A 17,100-nucleotide genomic window follows, 5' to 3' on the forward strand; every position below is an offset into this window, starting at 1 on the left:
AATCTTCTTAAAGAAAATTATTCATTATTTTTATGATAAAGATAAAAATATTTTTATTTAATTAAACTAAGTTATGAAAAATACACTAAAACTCATTTTTCTATTTTTTTCATTCATTCTATTATCTGATGTCCAACCAGCTTTCTCTTTTCAATTACTACCAATTTCGCGAACATTCTCGCCTGCTGGTTCTGGAGCAACTCAATCTTATCAAGTTATTAATGATACACAAGAGAAGTTGGCAGTAGAAGTTTCTATTGTTGAGCGGCAAATTGATATTGCTGGTCAAGAAAGCCATAAACAAGCAGAAGATGACTTTCTGATTTATCCACCACAAATTTTATTAAATCCTGGTGAATCGCAAACTGTTAGAGTTACATGGTTAGGTGAGCCGAAACCAAGCAAAGAACTCGCATATCGCCTTGTTGCTGAACAATTACCAATTAATTTAGAAAAACCGCAAGATAATCAATCCCAACCTGTTGGCACGGTTAAATTACTAATGCGTTATTTGGGATCAATATACATTAGACCCACAAATGTCAAACAAAATGTAGTTTTAGAAACTATTGAACCACTTCAAAGAAAAAATGGCGAAAAGCAACTAGCAATTACTTTACACAATCAAGGCACAGCTCATGCAGTGTTGAAAAATCTGCAGTTAAGGTTGAGTGCTGCGGGTCAAAAATCGATGGTTAATCTCAAAGGCGAACAACTTGCAGCAATGAACAACGCTGTGATTCTTTCTGGTAACAAACGGCGTTTTATTATTCCTCATCCACCTGAATTATCTACAGGTGCTGTCACTGCAACGTTGGATTTTTCCCGCAATTAAACAAGCAGCAGCATATCCAAATTATATTTATTAAATTGGGTAAAAATCATTGAGAAACATAAAATTATTTGCTTAAGCAGTGTTGTTTTATTATCGTTTCTGCCAGCAATCGCTCAAGGTCAACAGTTAAATTCTCAGGAAAATGTAACTCAATCGTCAAACTCGGCAGAAGATCAAGCACTATTTGAAAGTATTTTTGGTCGTCCGCAACATCAAAACTCTATTCAACAAGTTGTTGTTCCTTTTTTCATTAATGAGCAAGCACAGGGACAAATAAAGATTTTACTTTTATCCACTGAATCGCAAGTTCAGTGGCAAGCAAAACAATTTCTTGAAAAAACTGCCGAAATTGTGCGTTCAGATATTCAAGAAAAGTTATTAGCGGCTGTAGATAGGGAAGGGCATTTATCACTTGAAGCATTACGGCAAATTGGTTTAATAGCCAATTTCGATCAACGTCAATTGCAACTACATGTCCAAGTTTCTCCAGCACAAAGACGCACAAACATCCAAAGTTTACGACAAGAAAAATTACCACCAGGAGTCGAAAATGCAATTCATCCTAGCACTTTAAGCGGTTACGTTAATCTGCGTGGCGGGCAAGATTTAGTTTGGTCGGCAGAACAAGCAGGACGTCAACCTCTACGTCTGAGTGTAGACGGTGCTGTTAATTATAAAGGATGGGTGCTTGAAGGGAGTGCTGATTTTCGTGAGGGCGGAAAACCCGCGTGGGAAAGTGGTGATTTAAGGTTGTTGCGCGATCATCCAGAGCGATCGCTACGCTATATTATTGGAGATTTATCAGTTCCTGTAACAGGCTACCAAAGCAGTCGCCCGATGGTAGGAGTTACGGTAGCTAAAAATTTTGCGCTACAACCGTATCGCGTCACGCGCCCAATTAACGAATACGAGTTTTTTCTAGAAAGTCCCTCAAAAGTTGAAGTTTTAATTAATGGTCGTCTTGTCCAAACGCTACAACTTGCTCCAGGGAAGCAAAATATTCGTGACTTACCTTTAAGTGGTGGTATTAACGAAGTACAACTGGTTATTACCGATCCCGTAGGTCGCGTCCAGCGGCTCAGTTTTCCTACAGCGGTAGCAAGTGAATTATTAGCACCAGGATTACAACAGTTTGCCTATAGTTTGGGCTTTCCTTCCAGTAAAAAAGGCAGTCGAAGTTATGATTTTACGCAACCGGCGTTAACTTTATCGCATCGTTGGGGAATTACAGATAATCTCACGTTAGGAGGCTACTTACAAGCCGACTTGCAACAACAAATTCTTGGTTTTGAAGGTGCTTGGGCAACTGCTTACGGTAACTTTGGCTGGGATTTGGCGATGAGTCACGCCAGCAGTGTTGGTACAGATTATGCTTTCAAAGTTCGCTACGACTACAGCAAAGGCGGAAATGTAAATGCGTCGCCTCCCAATTTTGGTTTAACTTTAGAACATCGAGGATCGCGATTTGCCAAGTTAAATTCGGATGCCGATGACACATCTAGTTTTGACCTCACAGCATATTATCGCCAAAAAATTTGGGGTATGAGTGCTAATTTAAGTGGTAGTTATGAATTTGGTAGCGACGCGAGCGCGGATGCTTACAATATTTCGCTGGGGCTTGTTAAATCATTCGGCAATGGCTTAGGAGTCAACCTTAACCTTAACCACAGACAAGACACCACAGGAAAAGACGAACAAAGTGCTTATTTGAGCTTATCTTGGTTTTTACCCCGCAAACGTCAATCAATTACAGTAACAACCGCAGTTAGTAGCGCTGATGGTTTAAGCAATAAACTTACTTGGAACCAGAGTTCTCGCAAGACAATTGGCGGGATCAACACATCTTTAGGGCTAGCGCACAATTCTGATGGCGTTGGACTTACAAGTCGATTATCTTACACCGGCTATCGGGCGGTTTTTGATTTTTCGCATGGTATGACGCTGACGCAAGATGCTGATGAAACGATGAGTCATGTGAGTAGACTGACGTTTGGCACCGCGTTTGTCTTTGCGGATGGTCATTTTGGTTGGTCAAGACCAATTAATAATAGCTTTGCGTTATTAGTCCCTCACGATAATTTACGCGCCTACAAAATTGGTATTAATCCGAGTGGCAACGGTTATACGGCTCAAATCGATCGACGAGGTGCGGCAGTGGTTCCCATACAACCTTACCGAGTTTCTACAATACGGCTCGATGCTGCCGAGTTGCCCATTGGTTACAGTTTAGGTTCTGACTCGCATACCGTACTACCTAGTTATAAAAGCGGTACGCTGATTCGCGTTGGTAGCAATGCTACAGTGATTTTAAAAGGAGTGCTAGTTGATAGTAATAATAATCCAGTAACTTTACAAGCTGGTGAGATTACATCGCTTACTCAGCAAGATCAGCAGCCACTCCAATTATTTACCAATAAGACAGGTCGCTTTGTTGTTGAAGGATTGCAGCCAGGGAAATATGAGTTAACTTTGTTTAGCGATCGCCCAACTAAAATTCACTTTGAAATTCCTCAAGAGCAAATCGGAATTTATGACATTGGAAAACTTAAATTAACGCTTGATAGTAATAACCTGTAAAGATATGATATTTGCAACTTTATTACACACATTCAGAACTCACATATAGCAACCTTAAATTACTTGCGAAGATCTCTCATTGTCTGTTCTCTGCGTCTAGAGGGCTAACCTACAGTAAGCGGCTATGCTTCTACGTTTAAAAAAAGTTTTCATACAGACAGAGTTACCATAAAACAGATCTAAAGCTTGAATAATCGCTGACAATTGATTGATAAAATGCTTGCTTGTCAGCTATTACCTTGCGTAAATTTCATTGTATTAGATTAAATCAATTAAACAGCTAAAAAAGAATATTATTTTAATAATTTATCTATTAATTTAAATAATTAGATGTACTAAAATGCGTTTAATTTTGTTACTAAGTAAAGAGTTACAGTGATGGCAGTAGGGCGAACTATCGGACGAAATCGCAGAGTAGTAACAGGTTTTTTTAGAGATTTTCGGGAATTTGCACTCAAGGGAAATGTCGTCGAACTTGCGATCGCAGTTATTATTGGTGGTGCATTTGGCAATATCGTTACCTCTTTTGCACAAGATATCGTTATGCCATTAATTAATCCGCTGATTCCAGCAGGAGATTGGCGTGAGTTAGTCATTAATACAGGTCCAAACGATGGTATAAGAATCGGCAGTTTTCTAGGCTCAGTAGTTGATTTTGTTATTATTGCGCTAGCGCTGTATTTGGCTATCCGTGCTTTAGCTCGATTCAAGCGCCAAGAAGAACTCGCACCACCAGAACCTACTGAGCAAGAGTGTCCTTATTGCCTGACTAAAATACATATTGCTGCAACTCGTTGCCCTGCTTGTACCTCAGAATTGTCACCCCAAAGCCCGATAATAAGCTAAAGAAGAGATTAGATTTTTAGTATTTACATATGATTGCTGCAAAGACTGCTCCAGAAATAGCCTCTCGCTTAGTTAATCGAGTATTAGCAATTCCCCCGTTAGCCAATTTAGCTAAGCACCAAGCACGGCAAATGATGATCAAACGTGCGGAAAAAATTGGTGTTCCTTGGACAAAGCAAGTCCAGAAATTAAAACAACTTGACTGGGATACCCAACTTGCACAAGTGGAGAACCCTGAGTTGAAGTATCCTGATTATTATTGCTGTTCGTTTCATGCTTACGAGCAAGGTAACTTAAGTTGGGATGCTGCTTTAGAAGTTGAAGTCGCAGCCCGCGCAGTTCATGCAGGTATCTGGGCAGATGCAGGCGCAGAAGGTGATTCTCGACTCCGCACTTCTTATCATGAAATCTTGAAAAACCGAGTCACGCAACCCCGCGATATCCTCGATTTGGGCTGTAGTGTGGGAATGAGTACGTTTGCACTGCAAGCAATTTATCCGCAAGCCAAAATAACAGGTTTGGATTTATCTCCTTATTTCCTGGCGGTGGCTAACTACCACGCCCAGCAACAGAATACTCAAGTTAATTGGGTACACGCAGCAGCAGAATCAACAGGACTCATATCAGCATCCTTTGATTTAGTCTCTATTTTTTTGATGTGTCACGAACTGCCACAAGCAGCAACGCGGCAAATTTTCCAAGAAGCACGACGCTTGCTTCGTCCTAATGGCTATTTGGCGATTATGGATATGAACCCACAATCAGAAATTTATGCCAAGATGCCTCCCTATATTTTGACGTTGCTGAAAAGTACTGAACCGTATCTTGATGAGTATTTCGCCCTGGATATTGAGGAAACATTAATGGCTGCTGGTTTTCAGGATGTGATGATTGCTCCCAACACTCCCCGCCATCGCACTATCACCGCGCAAGTACCTATTGCCTAAAGTTTTAGCCCACGCATGTGGGCTGTTGCACTAGTGTACGAGTTCCTTAAACTCTACACTTTCATTTGTAACTGCTTTGTCAGCTTGATCGCAGTAAATCTCGCAAGAGTTATTGGGACTTTCAATCAGTTTGACTTTATGTAATGTAGCTCCCAGTTTTTGGATAGGCGATCGCAACACGCTACTAATATACACTGCGATATTTTCGGCAGTGGGGACAACTTCAGTAAAGTAAGCAACATCTTTGTTTAGGAAGGTATGATCCAGTGGTTCAATAACCAAATCGTCTACGATTTTCTGCAATGCACCCAAATCGACTAGCATTCCAGTACGCGCGTCAATATCACCTTTAACTGTGATTTCTAAATGATAATTGTGTCCGTGTCCATTGGGACGAGCGCACTTACCGTAGATTTCCGAGTTTTCTTCGTAACTCAGATCCGGACGTGCTAGCCGATGCGCAGCACTGAAGTGCGTACTAAGTGTCAAGTAAGCTTCCATATCGTCTCCTTGATATTCTGCCCAAAGTTCTGGATGTTCAAATAGTTGGATGCGGACTAAAGGTAAGTAAGGTGCTAGCCGCTGCCAAATTACTCTGGCAATATTTTCTGTGGTAGGTAGTGTTTTTTGAAATTCTGTCCAAACATTATTGAGATAAGAAAAGTCTATTTGACTAGTCACTTCTCGCTTGATCACCTGTTTGACTTCGGATAAATTCTGTACCATGCCATATTCATCGAGTTCACCGGCAAGGGAAACATATAAAACGTAGTTGTGTCCGTGTCCTGGTGTCTGCGAGCAAAGTCCAAACCGCTGGGTGTTTTCTGCCTCACTTAATTCGGGTAGCCAATAGCGATGGCTAGCTGAAAACTGTGCGCGACGATTGACAATGCATTGCATGAGTACACAAGTTGTTAATGTAAAGTTTTTTGAATGATACTGTTATCAGCATAAACTATTAGCGTAAGCCTTGCACCTGACGCTGAGTTGTGACTGCAATCAATGTTTGATTCCCGTTTCTGTCTGCGTGAGTTTACACAGTTTCCTGTCGAGTTTGGCTGGCAACAGTTGCGATCGCCAATTTTGCTATTCTTGGCAACTCTCATTGTCGTGCTTGCTAGCCTGTGGCTGATTGCTCGTATCTGGCGGCGCAAGTTTCAAAAATTGATCCTTCCCAGCACGGCTATATTACTATGTAGCTTAATTGCGATTGGATTGGTGTCGGTCGTTGCTGTCAATGGATTGTTTCTTCCTGCTGATCCTGGAACTGCTGTCGATGCCATTGTTATTTTAGGTCGAGGCAGAGCTTTAAGAATGGATCGGGCTAGAGTAGCTACTCAATTATGGCAAGCCAAAAGAGCGCCCATTATTTTTGTCAGTGGTAGGGGAGATGCTTTACAGATTATCGAGTTATTAATAGCCCAAGGTGTTCCACAGCAAGTTGTTGATGGTGAAAATTGTTCTTTAACCACAAAGGAAAATGCAATTTTTTCAGCAGCAATTTTACAACAACGAAATATTCAGCGAATTATCCTAGTCAGCGATGCTCCTCATATGTGGCGATCGCTGATCGAATTTCGTGCGTATGGATTCTCAGTCATTCCACGCACGAGTCGCTTGCCAGCCAAATGGGGTTCTCGTCAAAAAGCTTACTTAGCCTTACGCGAATCAGTTGGTTTACCGTGGTATATTTTACGACAAATTGCTACGCCCCCTGCTTCAATCCCACCAGACACGAAACTAGCATCTTTGCTCAAAAAAGCCCAGCAGTACGGTCAACAACACCTCTATGTTGATCGAGAAGGGTAAAGGGAAAATGGTAAAAGTCTTGTTTTAATGTACGAAGGTACACTTTGCTTAGGTAGCCCCCGACTTCAGTTGGAGGGCATCTGTTAAGCAATCACCTCTAGCGATTCTTGGGCTTCACAATGTAAGCCAGCGGCGATCCGAAACAACTCTTGACCCATATGTAAGTAGCGATCGTCATAATTGAGTGGAAAGTAACTCAACTCTTCTAATCCATCTCCTACTTGATTAAGGCAATAGTATAAGTGCGCCGCTGCTCCTGCAACAGTAGGTGGATTAGGAAGTGAACGAAACGTTGTTTGTGCTTGTTTTAACCAGTCACGACAGTCATGTAAGTAATCTTCAAAATCTGCTAGCAATTCATCATCAAAAGGATCTGCTGCTAGCTGCTCAATTTGTTCTTCTAAGGAATTAAGAATTCGACAAATAAGACGATTCACAGGCTGATAAACTTGGTGCAGCCATTGTGCTAATTCCTCATCAGCATCTCTTCCTGTTTGACGTGAAGCACGATATTGATTTTGAACTGTAGCTGTCCGCTGTTGCCGTTCGCGGCGTTCCTGTCTAAATTGATTATTTGACAGTTGTTTATCATAGGAGTGCCGTTTTTGAGCGTCTCCTAAAACTTCGTATGCCGCGTTAATCCGAATAATTTCCTCGCGATCCACATCCTGATTACTATCAGGATGAAACTTTTTTACCAAGCGGCGATAGGCTTGTTTGATCTCCGCTTGGCTAGCTGCTGCATTAACGTCTAAAGTGTCGTAGTGATTAGATGCCATGACACCTACTGTAGCGTTAACTAACTAACGGTAGCAGGTAATTTTGGCTCTAAATCTTGAAACAATGGTGTACTCAAGTATCGTTCGCCAAAGCTAGGTTGAATCATCACAATTAGTTTGCCTTTGTTTTCTGAGCGCTGTGCTACTCGAATTGCCGCACACAATGCAGCACCACTAGAAATTCCTGAAAGTAACCCTTCTTCGCGTGCTAATCGACGTCCGTAGGCGATCGCTTCCTCATCAGTTACTGCGATCACTTCGTCAATCATGTCTACGCGCAAGACTTGGGGGATGAACCCTGCACCAATTCCTTGAATTTTGTGCGGTCCTGGTTTGCCGCCAGAGAGGACGGGGCTATTTGTCGGTTCAACAGCGATCGCCTTAAAACTTGGCTTGCGAGCTTTTATCACTTCAGCAACACCCGTAATTGTGCCACCAGTTCCTACACCAGCGACCATGAAATCAATCTGCCCGTCGGTGTCTTGCCACAGTTCTTCTGCTGTCGTTTCTCGATGAATTTGAGCATTTGCAGGGTTGCGGAACTGTTGCAGCATGTAAGCATGTGGAGTATTTTCCACAATTAACTGTGCTCGTCTAATTGCCCCACTCATTCCTTCAATTCCTGGAGTGAGTTCTAATTCTGCACCGTAAGCCCGCAGCATCGCCCGCCGTTCGGCACTCATTGTTTCAGGCATTGTTAAAATTAAGCGATATCCTTTAGCTGCTGCTGCCATTGCTAAGGCAATTCCTGTGTTACCTGAAGTTGGTTCAACTAAAATTGTCTTCCCAGAAGTAATCAGTTTCTCCTTTTCTGCTGCTTTAATCATATTAAAACCAATGCGATCCTTAACCGAGGCAGAGGGATTCATACTTTCTAGTTTCACGATTACCCGCGCTACGCAGCCCTCGGCTTGGGGAATACGATTGAGTTGTACTAAAGGTGTGCGACCGATTAATTCTGTAATATTCTGAGCAATACGCATAGTTTTAGTTAAGAGGAATTTGAATGAAAATGTAAAAAGTAAAGGGAACTGAGGAGAGAAAAATTTAATCACTATTCACTATTCACTACTCACTTGCTCCTCGCCCCTAAATGTAATACATAATGTTCAACTGCTTTCTAGCTGCTCGCTGCTCGCAAAGATTTTGCAGTGTATATTTTTGTAAGACAGAATTAGCTGCTTGACGCGATTCTTGCCAAACCTCTTGAACAACAGCACTCTCTACTGTTTTTGGTTGAGCTTCATCCTCAGAAGTAGTAGTTTCTAAACCTTCTAAGCAAAATATGACATCTAGTAAGGTAATTTTCCAAGGCTCTCGTGCCAAGATATAACCACCTTTTGCACCTCTTTGGCTTTTTACTATACCGCCGCGCCTCAATGTTGCCAACAGTTGCTCTAGATAGCGATCTGGTATTTGCTGTTGGGCAGCAATTTGCCGGATTTGTAGTGGTTCGCCGATTTCGTAATTCGTTGCTAGCTCTAAGAGAGCAAGAAGCGCATATTCAGTCTTACACGAAATTTCCACAGGCTACACAAACGTGATAGGTTATTAGGCTTTTATCTGCTCTTTTTTAATTATACTCCGGTTCTCCACTGGGGTTTGTTATTTTAAATTTTAAATAGCTTAACGCTTCGGATTTTATTAAATAGCTTCAACATAGTACGAGAAAAAAAAACCCGCAATCAGCGGGTTTCGTATTTCATTTAGTTCAAACAGCGTAGTAATAACCTAGAAGTTGAAGGTTGTCCGGAGTGTACCAATAACGACATCTGAGTTATCATTATTTTGCCCTGGAGAACTTAACCAAATCACACCAGGTGTAATCGAGACATTGTCGGTTAGCTGATATCTGTAGAAGCCTTCAACGTGTAAACCATAATCACGCTCGAAACCTACTACGCCAGGAGCATCAAGTCCTCTTAATGTAGGTTCAACCCCTGCGAAGATACCTAAGAGGTTGCCTTCTTTACCCAAGTCTGGGAAAGCAACTCCCCCACCGAAAGTCCAGATATCACCGTTACCACGACCAAGGAGGGTAGCGTTGGTATAAGTACCAAAGCCGCTTAGGGATATTCGATCGCTCAAACGAAGTGCCGCCGATACACCATAAGAGTTGGTTACTGTTGGAACGTCTCCAGTGGGCAGTAATGCCGATGGATTATTAGCTTGAATTGTACCAACGATTGGACCTGCAGATTGACCACTCGAGTCAAACGAGCCGCCAATATCAAAAATGCCGTTACCAGTGGTGTGATAACCGTGGACATACGTTGCTGCTAAAGCAACGCGATCGCCAAGATTGAAGTTTAACTGAGCTAATGCCGCATAGTCTCCATCTGCTAACCCAGCACCTAATGCTGGATCGCTCGCATTATCTGCTAGATAACCCACTGTCAAGGAACTTGGTCTGAGAACGCCACTACCACCAAACGCTAAAGTTAAACCAGCACCAGCGCCGCCACCAATTCGGTAAATTGGGTTTTGTTGTGCGAAAGTAGATAGCGCGCCTCTTCCGCCGTCGTAGTCTTCAAAGTAAGGGTTAGTAGTAGCTGCATAGTCACTGTGAATACCACCGACAGCAGCTATGTATCCTCGTGCTTGCCCAAACAGCGGGAAGTCATAAGCTAACCAATCGACGAAAACGTCGTTTTCAAAATTCGGCGATACATTAAATGTTTGTGTTCCTTCAAAGGTTTTGAAAGGAGTCACCGCTGGGTTGTAAGCACTGAAGCTGAATGGTTGAGCATTTCCTGTCGACAAGCGCGTATGCAATACGTCAGAACCGCCAAAGCTAGTTTGGAAGTCTAAGCGGACGCGGTTTTGCAGTACTGTGTTGTCTTCAACATCATCACCAAAGGTATCAGTGACTGCAACAATTGCTTCACCGACTAACTTAGTTGTAGTAGAAAATTGATTTGCCTCAAGTTCAGCTGTTTGAGCTTCTAAAGCATCTACACGACCGCGTAGTGTTGCGAGTTCTGCAGCAAATTCTTCTTGCAATCGCTGGAGAGTTGCCAGATCTTCACGACGAACCATATCAGCAGTACCCGCTGCAATCAGTTCGTTTACTCGGTCTAACGCAGCGTTCAAACCAGCGGCAAACTCATAACGTGTCATCGCGCGGTTTCCACGATAGGTTCCATCGGGATAACCTGCAATCACTCCGTAGCGTTCTACAAGAGATTGTAATGCTTGGAATGCCCAATCTGTCGGTTGTACGTCAGATAGTTGAGAAACAGAGGTAACTTGCGCAACTGAGTTGACATTGCCTCTGCCTTCGTTGCTGTAGCGGTTGAGTTCGTCTAACGATTCAACTGATGTTGCTTCAGGAGCGGTAGCAGGGACTACTGGGGCTGTGGTTGCTTGCGCTACAGTAATTGGAGCAGGACTCACTTGAGTGACTGCTACTGTTTGGGGTTGAGTGGCAGATGGGTTGATTATCTGGGCACTTACCGTAGTATTTTGCTCAACAGTATTATCTGTATTATCTGTAATTGCAACTACATAATCTGTTGCTGGAGCTTGAGCAGTGTCTTGCTGACCTTCAGCCTGTTGCGGCTGTTCTAGTGCGATCGCACTAGAAGATACAACTAGTGTTGCTCCTAAAATTGCTGGGCTAAGTAGCAGTGATTTCCACAAGATTTTTGACATTTTTACCTCTTATCCTCACACCTTTTGTAGATAAAAGAATTTCTGTACTCATCACAACTATACGAAATGAGACAGCCTAGTGACACCTGTGGAGGAGGTATACCTTGGTGTCTTAAGTTTAACACCGATTAATGTTCGATTAAGTCTGAGTTAATAAATTTAATAGCAATATTTACGATATCTTGTCAGATAAGCCTAGAAAACTCTTGTTTTCAGACAATGGATCAGATTTTGGCAACAACTAGTGCTATAAGTAAAGCTTAGCCTTGTCATTTTGAGATAACTCAAGCTGCTGCGGTCAATCACAAGCAAGAGTTGAAGAGCTATGTTCAGCTTAAACAAAAAGATAAATGAGCTTCAAAGCATAGAATATATTGAATACTCATGATTTATCGCAAACATTTTTCAAGTTTATATTGCAAAGTTGCTATAGCTAATGTTTCTTGACAATAATTAACTATCTGTGGCTCTTTCCGTGCTAAGCGTGTAACAAAGGTAACATCACATTTATCAACATAGATTATAAGTAAATATTGTTAGTAATATGAAATAATTTTATAGTGCTTATAGTAGATACAGAAATAAATCAAAGTGAAGTAGATAATAACTAACGCAACTCAAAGAAATGTTAATGAATAATCAAGCTGTCTTACTTGAGCGTCCATTTTGCTTTTTGGCTTTTATAAAAAATTAATAAAATTTTGCAATATTTAAGTTATTAATGCATTGGGTTAAAGCCTGCTTAATCTATTGATTTATAGCTTGGCATTGAGCTTTGAGGTGAGATTATCTAGATTTTTATGAAAAATATATAAACATAACTATAAAATCAGCATGAAGGTCGTCAATAGCTTAACTATTGTTAATTTTATTAAAAATTAGTTGTCCTCAGTTAAGTAAGACTTAGTCTAAAATGTAGAGTAATCAAGAATTAAAATACCCATCAAAATTGTAAAATATTAATTATAAAAATTATAAATTTACTGTTTAGTGCAAAGTGTTACTTTGCTTAATACACTGTATTCAACTCAGTTACTGAACAAAACAATAAAGAGGCTCAATGTTAGAAAAAATTCTGCTAGCTGACTCTGGCACTGGTCATTCAGAAGAAATGCTCAAAGCATTGATGGATTTGCCATCGATTCAAAAGGCATCTGTTACAGTTTTGCACGTTGTTCCCTCTCAAGTTAGTGCTGAGATTATGACATCTAAGTGGGAAGAGGGAGGAAAGGTTCTAGCTACAGCAATCCAATCTTTGCAGTTAGATCCAACTAAGGTTTCAGCAATTTTGCGGCAAGGCGATCCTAAAGACGTAGTATGCCAAGTTGCAGAGGAGATTGATGCGGATCTTATTATTATGGGTTCGCGCGGCCTCAAACGTTTGCAATCAATTTTGTCTAACTCAGTAAGTCAGTATGTATTCCAATTATCCTCTCGACCAATGTTATTGGTCAAAGACGATATTTACGTCAAAAAAATCAACCGCATCATGGTAGCAATGGACGGTTCGGATGCAGCAAACCAATGTTTACGATTAGCTTTGTTTCTACTGCGAGACATTAAAGGAGGGCAGCTAATTCTAGCCCATGTCGATAAAAGCGCAAGTAGTTCCTCAAGTACGATCACCTCAGGAGAACAAGATTCTGTGCTAGCAGGAGCGATCGCCGAAGCAAAAAAACTTGGTATACAACCGCGCGCTGTATCAACGACAGGTAAACCAGGTGAAGAAATTTGCCGCATTGCAGAAGAAAACAATGTGGACTTGTTGATGCTTGGTTCTCCCGATCGCCGTCCTTCAATTGCCAAAAGTTTTGTTGACTTAGATCGATTGTTGGGTTCTTCTTTATCTGATTACGTACGTGTAAATGCAAATTGCCCAGTACTGTTGGCTAGAACTGTGGCTTAAGCACAACTCAAGTCAGCAAGCAAAAACCCCTGCAATTTGCAGGGGTTTTGTTAAAGCATATATTCTTATGAGTCGTTGCGACCTTCGCGGCTAGCAGTCTGAATATACAGAATTATGAGAAACACAGCGGGAACCAGAACGAACAAGATGCTCGCTACGAACCCTAAGTCATTAACTTGCATCGAAAGAAAGCCTCTGTAGATCGTGAGCTAACAACTTTAGAATAACATCATCGCTGATGTCAGAGAAGAGGAAGAAAGGTTTTTCAGATTAAAGAAGTCTCAAAAAGAAAGTCTAAATGAATTCCATAGTTCTCTAGTGCATTAAGGCTTCGTGACTACACTCACAGATCCATTAACTAAGGCTTGGCACGCGAGGCGATAGTTTTTTGGCTTCTTCTTCAATTTTCTGTTTTCAACTTCTGTCCGTGGTGACAAGTTTTCTATTCCTTCTGTAATCTCAACAATACAAGTGCCACATTGACCATAGCCACCACAATTCATCATCTTGCCATAGAGTTTATAAATATCGATGCCATTCTCCATTGCCTTGAGCCGAAGATTAGCACCATCAGCAGCAATGACTTCACGATTTTCTTTCTCAAATTTGATATTAGACATTCCCGCTTCCTCGTTCACCTATGATGAGTGTGTTTTGTATTGTGTAGCGAAGGAGACAGTAGTGTTCGGATTTCCCAAAGACTACTCTCCTCTATTCTGACGACTGAGTAGAGTGTAGTGGTCAGTAATTATGTTGATTTATTAAAAAACATTAAAACATATTGCCGTTCAGTGCGGGCAAGACATTCACTAATTTTGAGATTCTACTTCTTGCTCTTGTTCTAGCACTAATCGCTCATTCAACCAGTCTAGTTCTTCTTTGATCACCGCAATAAACCTGTGCCAGACAGCAATTTCATAAAAATCGTCACTCGGTATTGGTTGAACTTCTAAGCTTTCAAGGCGTAAACGACAAACCATAATCCGGTGTTCGAGAAGTTTAATGCGTTCGATAGATTCGAGATGACTAAAAAAGAAGTACTTGATAATGAAGCGCGATCGCGCATTGACCCAACTTTCGTGGGGATGTTCTAGCATTTTACGCCGAAAAGCAATCTTACCTTGAGAAGTTATACAATAGATTTTGCGGCTAGGTCCTGCTTCGCCTGCTTCTTGAATTAGAGTAGCAATATCACCGCGTTCTTCCAAGCGCCTCAACAAAGGGTAGATCGCACCATAGTTAACACTGATACAGCCACTCATAAACTGCTCTAATTGTTGCTTTAGTCGATAACCGTGCAGTGGTTTGCTCTGCAATATACCTAGGGTTGCTAGCTCAAGCATTATTTTTATGTCAAACTGATAGATTAAAAGACTCTACTAAAGTGAAATAACAAAAATTTATATATCTTCAGACTTAGGACAGAGCCAAATTAACTATTAGCAATATTTAAATACTTTAGTAAAGATAGGGAAAGTGCAAAAGGTAAAAGATACAAAGATTTTTCTTTGCAACTACTTTGTTAAATTGCTTACAGTTAGATAAATCATTAACGTATGACTGCCCTTATCCAACTCGAAGTTGCCATGTATCAAAATAGAGGAAACACAGCGAGAGGTGGTGCTTTTAGTGTTTAGAATACAGAGCAAAGGGAGCTTTTTTAAGGTTTTGTTCAGCTTAGGTGTCATTGCTACCTTAACAAGCTGCAACACATTGCCAAGCGATGAGGCAAGTGCGCAACAAAGGCAGTCAGGTGAAAACAGTCAAACAACACCAGTGGATGTTGCCATTGCGCAAAATGGGAGATTAACCGAACCACCAGAATATACAGGTACGACTGCACCAGCACGCGAGGTATCGCTGCGATCGCAAGTTACAGGGCAAGTATTAAATGTGACAGTTGATATCGGAGATAGAGTTAACCAAGGTCAAACTGTAGCTCGACTCGATGATGCGTTACTTGTCAGTGCAGTGAATCAAGCAGAGGCAGAACTTGCCGGCTTACGAGCTGCAGTTGCTCGCGCCCAAAACCAGGTCAGTAATGCCCAAGCACAAGTTGAGCGATCGCGTTTAGAACTACAACAAGCCCAAGCAGATTTAGTACGACAGCAACGCCTTTTGCAAGAAGGAGCAGTCCCTGCACAGCAAGCCGAACAAGCAAGAACCGAAGCCCAAACAGCAGCACAAATTCTACGTGCGGCGCAAGAGCAAGTCCGTACCGAACAACAAGCGGTTGCAGCAGCCCAAAGCCAAGTAACTGCCCAACAAGCTGTTGTCGCGCAAGCCAGAAGACAACAATCTTACGCTCGATTAACGGCACCAATTGCGGGTAGAGTGATGCAACGGCTAACAGAAGTTGGTAACTTTGTGCAACCTAATACCGAGATTGTCCGTATTGGTGACTTTAGTCGCATTCAAGTCAATGTTGAGGTTTCGGAATTAGAACTTGCTAGCATTCGCCAAGGACAAAATGTGACCGTCCGGTTAGATGCTTTTCCTGAGGAAAATTTTACAGGGCAAGTCAGCCGAATATCTCCCGCAGCCGATCAAACAGCGCGATTAATTCCGATTCAAGTAGTCATTCCTAACAATAACGGACAAATCGGTAGTGGACTTTTGGCACGGGTACAGTTTGAAACTGAGGCAATACAACGAGTTGTGATTCCGCAAACAGCGCTGTCACCCAACACAGCCCAAGGATCGCGTCAGCAAGAACAGGAAAACACAATTTTTGTCGTTTCTGAAGGCACAGCAACTGAAGGAACTGTAACTGCCCGCAGTGTCAATATAGGAGAAAGTGCAAACGGTCAAGTCGAGATTTTATCAGGTTTGCAACCAGGAGAGCGATTTGTTGCCCGCAGTGGCGGAACATTAACTGATGGAGCAACTGTGCGCTTTTCCATTCTTTCTGAATCACCGCAAGGGAGTTAACCAGGATGCAGCAGGCAAAAGCATCAGGATTGAGTGTAAGTGCGATCGCAATTCGACGGCATATTGGGACACTGATGCTCACCTTGGCAGTGATTGTCATGGGCGTCTTTTATGTTACCTCATTGCCTGTAGATCTATTGCCATCTATTACTTATCCCCGCATTGGTGTTCGACTCAATGCACCTGGTATTTCACCAGAAGTGGCAATTGATGAAATTACTCGACCACTAGAAGAAGCTTTGTCAGCTACAGAAGGTGTTGTTCAGGTTTACTCACAAACGCGGGAAGGACGAGTTAGTTTGGATTTATATTTCCAGCCAGGAGGAAATATCGATCAAGCATTAAATGATGCAACAGCAGCGTTAAATCGCGGTCGCGGGCAATTACCTACTACAGTTGAAGAACCAAGATTATTTAAGGTTGATCCTTCACAGTTACCTGTATACGAAATAGCACTGACATCACCAGACTTAGAAGGTGTTGATTTGCGCGTGTTTGCTGACGAAGAATTAGCACGAGAATTGACTGTAGTTCCTGGAGTCGCTTCAGTAGATGTCGCAGGTGGTGTTGAGGAGGAAATTCAAGTCAATATCGATCTCGATCGCCTGCAAGCATTAGGTGTCGGTTTAACGGCTGTACTGAATGAAATAGAAGCCCGTAACCAAGATATTTCTGGTGGAAGAATTCGTGGAGAAAACGGTGAACCTCTCACGCGGGCAGTTGGGCGATTTCAAAGTGCTGACGAAATTCGTAACCTCTCATTTGAGGTATCTGAAAGTACAGAACAAACTACCGAAAACAACTCCTCCCTCACCC

16 protein-coding genes are annotated in these 17,100 nt (G+C 41.9%); 8 read left to right on the plus strand and 8 right to left on the minus strand.

Annotated features, from left to right (window positions below; translation table 11 throughout):
• Positions 1-73 precede the first annotated feature (73 nt).
• The 4 genes from IQ230_RS15280 to IQ230_RS15295 all read left to right on the plus strand — a co-directional run bounded on the left by IQ230_RS15280 (position 74) and on the right by IQ230_RS15295 (position 5,205).
• The gene (locus tag IQ230_RS15280; RefSeq protein WP_193932809.1) at positions 74-835 is read left to right on the plus strand and encodes a fimbrial biogenesis chaperone; all 762 of its coding nucleotides are present in this window, start codon (positions 74-76) and stop codon (positions 833-835) included.
• 351 nt (positions 836-1,186) lie between these two features.
• Positions 1,187-3,412, plus strand: coding sequence for a fimbria/pilus outer membrane usher protein (locus IQ230_RS15285; protein WP_322742426.1), 2,226 nt, complete (start codon positions 1,187-1,189; stop codon positions 3,410-3,412).
• Between the two features lie 378 nt (positions 3,413-3,790).
• Positions 3,791-4,258: a large conductance mechanosensitive channel protein MscL gene (gene mscL, locus IQ230_RS15290; protein ID WP_193932810.1), complete on the plus strand. Its 468-nt coding sequence runs from the start codon at positions 3,791-3,793 to the stop codon at positions 4,256-4,258.
• Positions 4,259-4,287: 29 nt separating this feature from the next.
• Positions 4,288-5,205, plus strand: coding sequence for a class I SAM-dependent methyltransferase (locus IQ230_RS15295; RefSeq protein WP_193932811.1), 918 nt, complete (start codon positions 4,288-4,290; stop codon positions 5,203-5,205).
• A 30-nt stretch (positions 5,206-5,235) separates the two neighbouring features.
• Here IQ230_RS15295 and IQ230_RS15300 read toward each other — a convergent pair whose 3' ends face one another.
• Entirely contained in the window at positions 5,236-6,105 is an 870-nt protein-coding gene (locus tag IQ230_RS15300; RefSeq protein WP_193932812.1) for a 6-carboxytetrahydropterin synthase, read from the minus strand.
• A 102-nt stretch (positions 6,106-6,207) separates the two neighbouring features.
• Here IQ230_RS15300 and IQ230_RS15305 point away from each other — a divergent pair, with 102 nt between their 5' ends.
• Positions 6,208-7,014 carry a YdcF family protein gene (locus tag IQ230_RS15305; protein ID WP_193932813.1) on the plus strand — a complete coding sequence of 269 codons (807 nt, stop codon included), beginning with the start codon at positions 6,208-6,210 and terminating at the stop codon, positions 7,012-7,014.
• Between the two features lie 83 nt (positions 7,015-7,097).
• Here the strand turns inward: IQ230_RS15305 and IQ230_RS15310 are convergent, their stop codons facing one another.
• The 4 genes from IQ230_RS15310 to IQ230_RS15325 form a co-directional block, all read right to left on the minus strand.
• Entirely contained in the window at positions 7,098-7,793 is a 696-nt protein-coding gene (locus IQ230_RS15310) for a J domain-containing protein (protein ID WP_193932814.1), read from the minus strand.
• 20 nt (positions 7,794-7,813) lie between these two features.
• Positions 7,814-8,776, minus strand: a complete 963-nt coding sequence (gene cysK, locus IQ230_RS15315; protein WP_193932815.1) for a cysteine synthase A — start codon at positions 8,774-8,776, stop codon at positions 7,814-7,816.
• Between the two features lie 106 nt (positions 8,777-8,882).
• Complete coding sequence (locus IQ230_RS15320; RefSeq protein ID WP_193932816.1) at positions 8,883-9,320, minus strand: RrF2 family transcriptional regulator; 438 nt, start codon at positions 9,318-9,320, stop codon at positions 8,883-8,885.
• Between the two features lie 204 nt (positions 9,321-9,524).
• Positions 9,525-11,447 (minus strand): iron uptake porin, encoded by a 1,923-nt coding sequence (locus tag IQ230_RS15325; protein ID WP_193932817.1) that lies wholly within the window; start codon positions 11,445-11,447, stop codon positions 9,525-9,527.
• Positions 11,448-12,507: 1,060 nt separating this feature from the next.
• Between IQ230_RS15325 and IQ230_RS15330 the strand changes: the two genes are divergently transcribed.
• Positions 12,508-13,353, plus strand: coding sequence for a universal stress protein (locus IQ230_RS15330; protein ID WP_193932818.1), 846 nt, complete (start codon positions 12,508-12,510; stop codon positions 13,351-13,353).
• Positions 13,354-13,418: 65 nt separating this feature from the next.
• Here IQ230_RS15330 and psbM read toward each other — a convergent pair whose 3' ends face one another.
• The 3 genes from psbM to IQ230_RS15345 form a co-directional block, all read right to left on the minus strand.
• The gene (psbM, locus tag IQ230_RS15335; RefSeq protein WP_015190115.1) at positions 13,419-13,535 is read right to left on the minus strand and encodes a photosystem II reaction center protein PsbM; all 117 of its coding nucleotides are present in this window, start codon (positions 13,533-13,535) and stop codon (positions 13,419-13,421) included.
• Positions 13,536-13,676: 141 nt separating this feature from the next.
• Positions 13,677-13,973: a 2Fe-2S iron-sulfur cluster-binding protein gene (locus IQ230_RS15340; protein ID WP_099702777.1), complete on the minus strand. Its 297-nt coding sequence runs from the start codon at positions 13,971-13,973 to the stop codon at positions 13,677-13,679.
• A gap of 189 nt (positions 13,974-14,162) precedes the next feature.
• Complete coding sequence (locus tag IQ230_RS15345) at positions 14,163-14,696, minus strand: PadR family transcriptional regulator (RefSeq protein WP_193932819.1); 534 nt, start codon at positions 14,694-14,696, stop codon at positions 14,163-14,165.
• Between the two features lie 370 nt (positions 14,697-15,066).
• On the opposite strand from IQ230_RS15345, the gene IQ230_RS15350 reads away from it, so the two are divergent.
• Complete coding sequence (locus IQ230_RS15350) at positions 15,067-16,284, plus strand: efflux RND transporter periplasmic adaptor subunit (protein ID WP_228054979.1); 1,218 nt, start codon at positions 15,067-15,069, stop codon at positions 16,282-16,284.
• A gap of 5 nt (positions 16,285-16,289) precedes the next feature.
• A partial coding sequence (locus IQ230_RS15355; RefSeq protein ID WP_193932821.1) for an efflux RND transporter permease subunit occupies positions 16,290-17,100 on the plus strand: 811 nt, incomplete at its 3' end.

Origin of the sequence: Gloeocapsopsis crepidinum LEGE 06123 (assembly GCF_015207655.1) — a bacterium.
GTDB lineage: Bacteria > Cyanobacteriota > Cyanobacteriia > Cyanobacteriales > Chroococcidiopsidaceae > Gloeocapsopsis > Gloeocapsopsis crepidinum.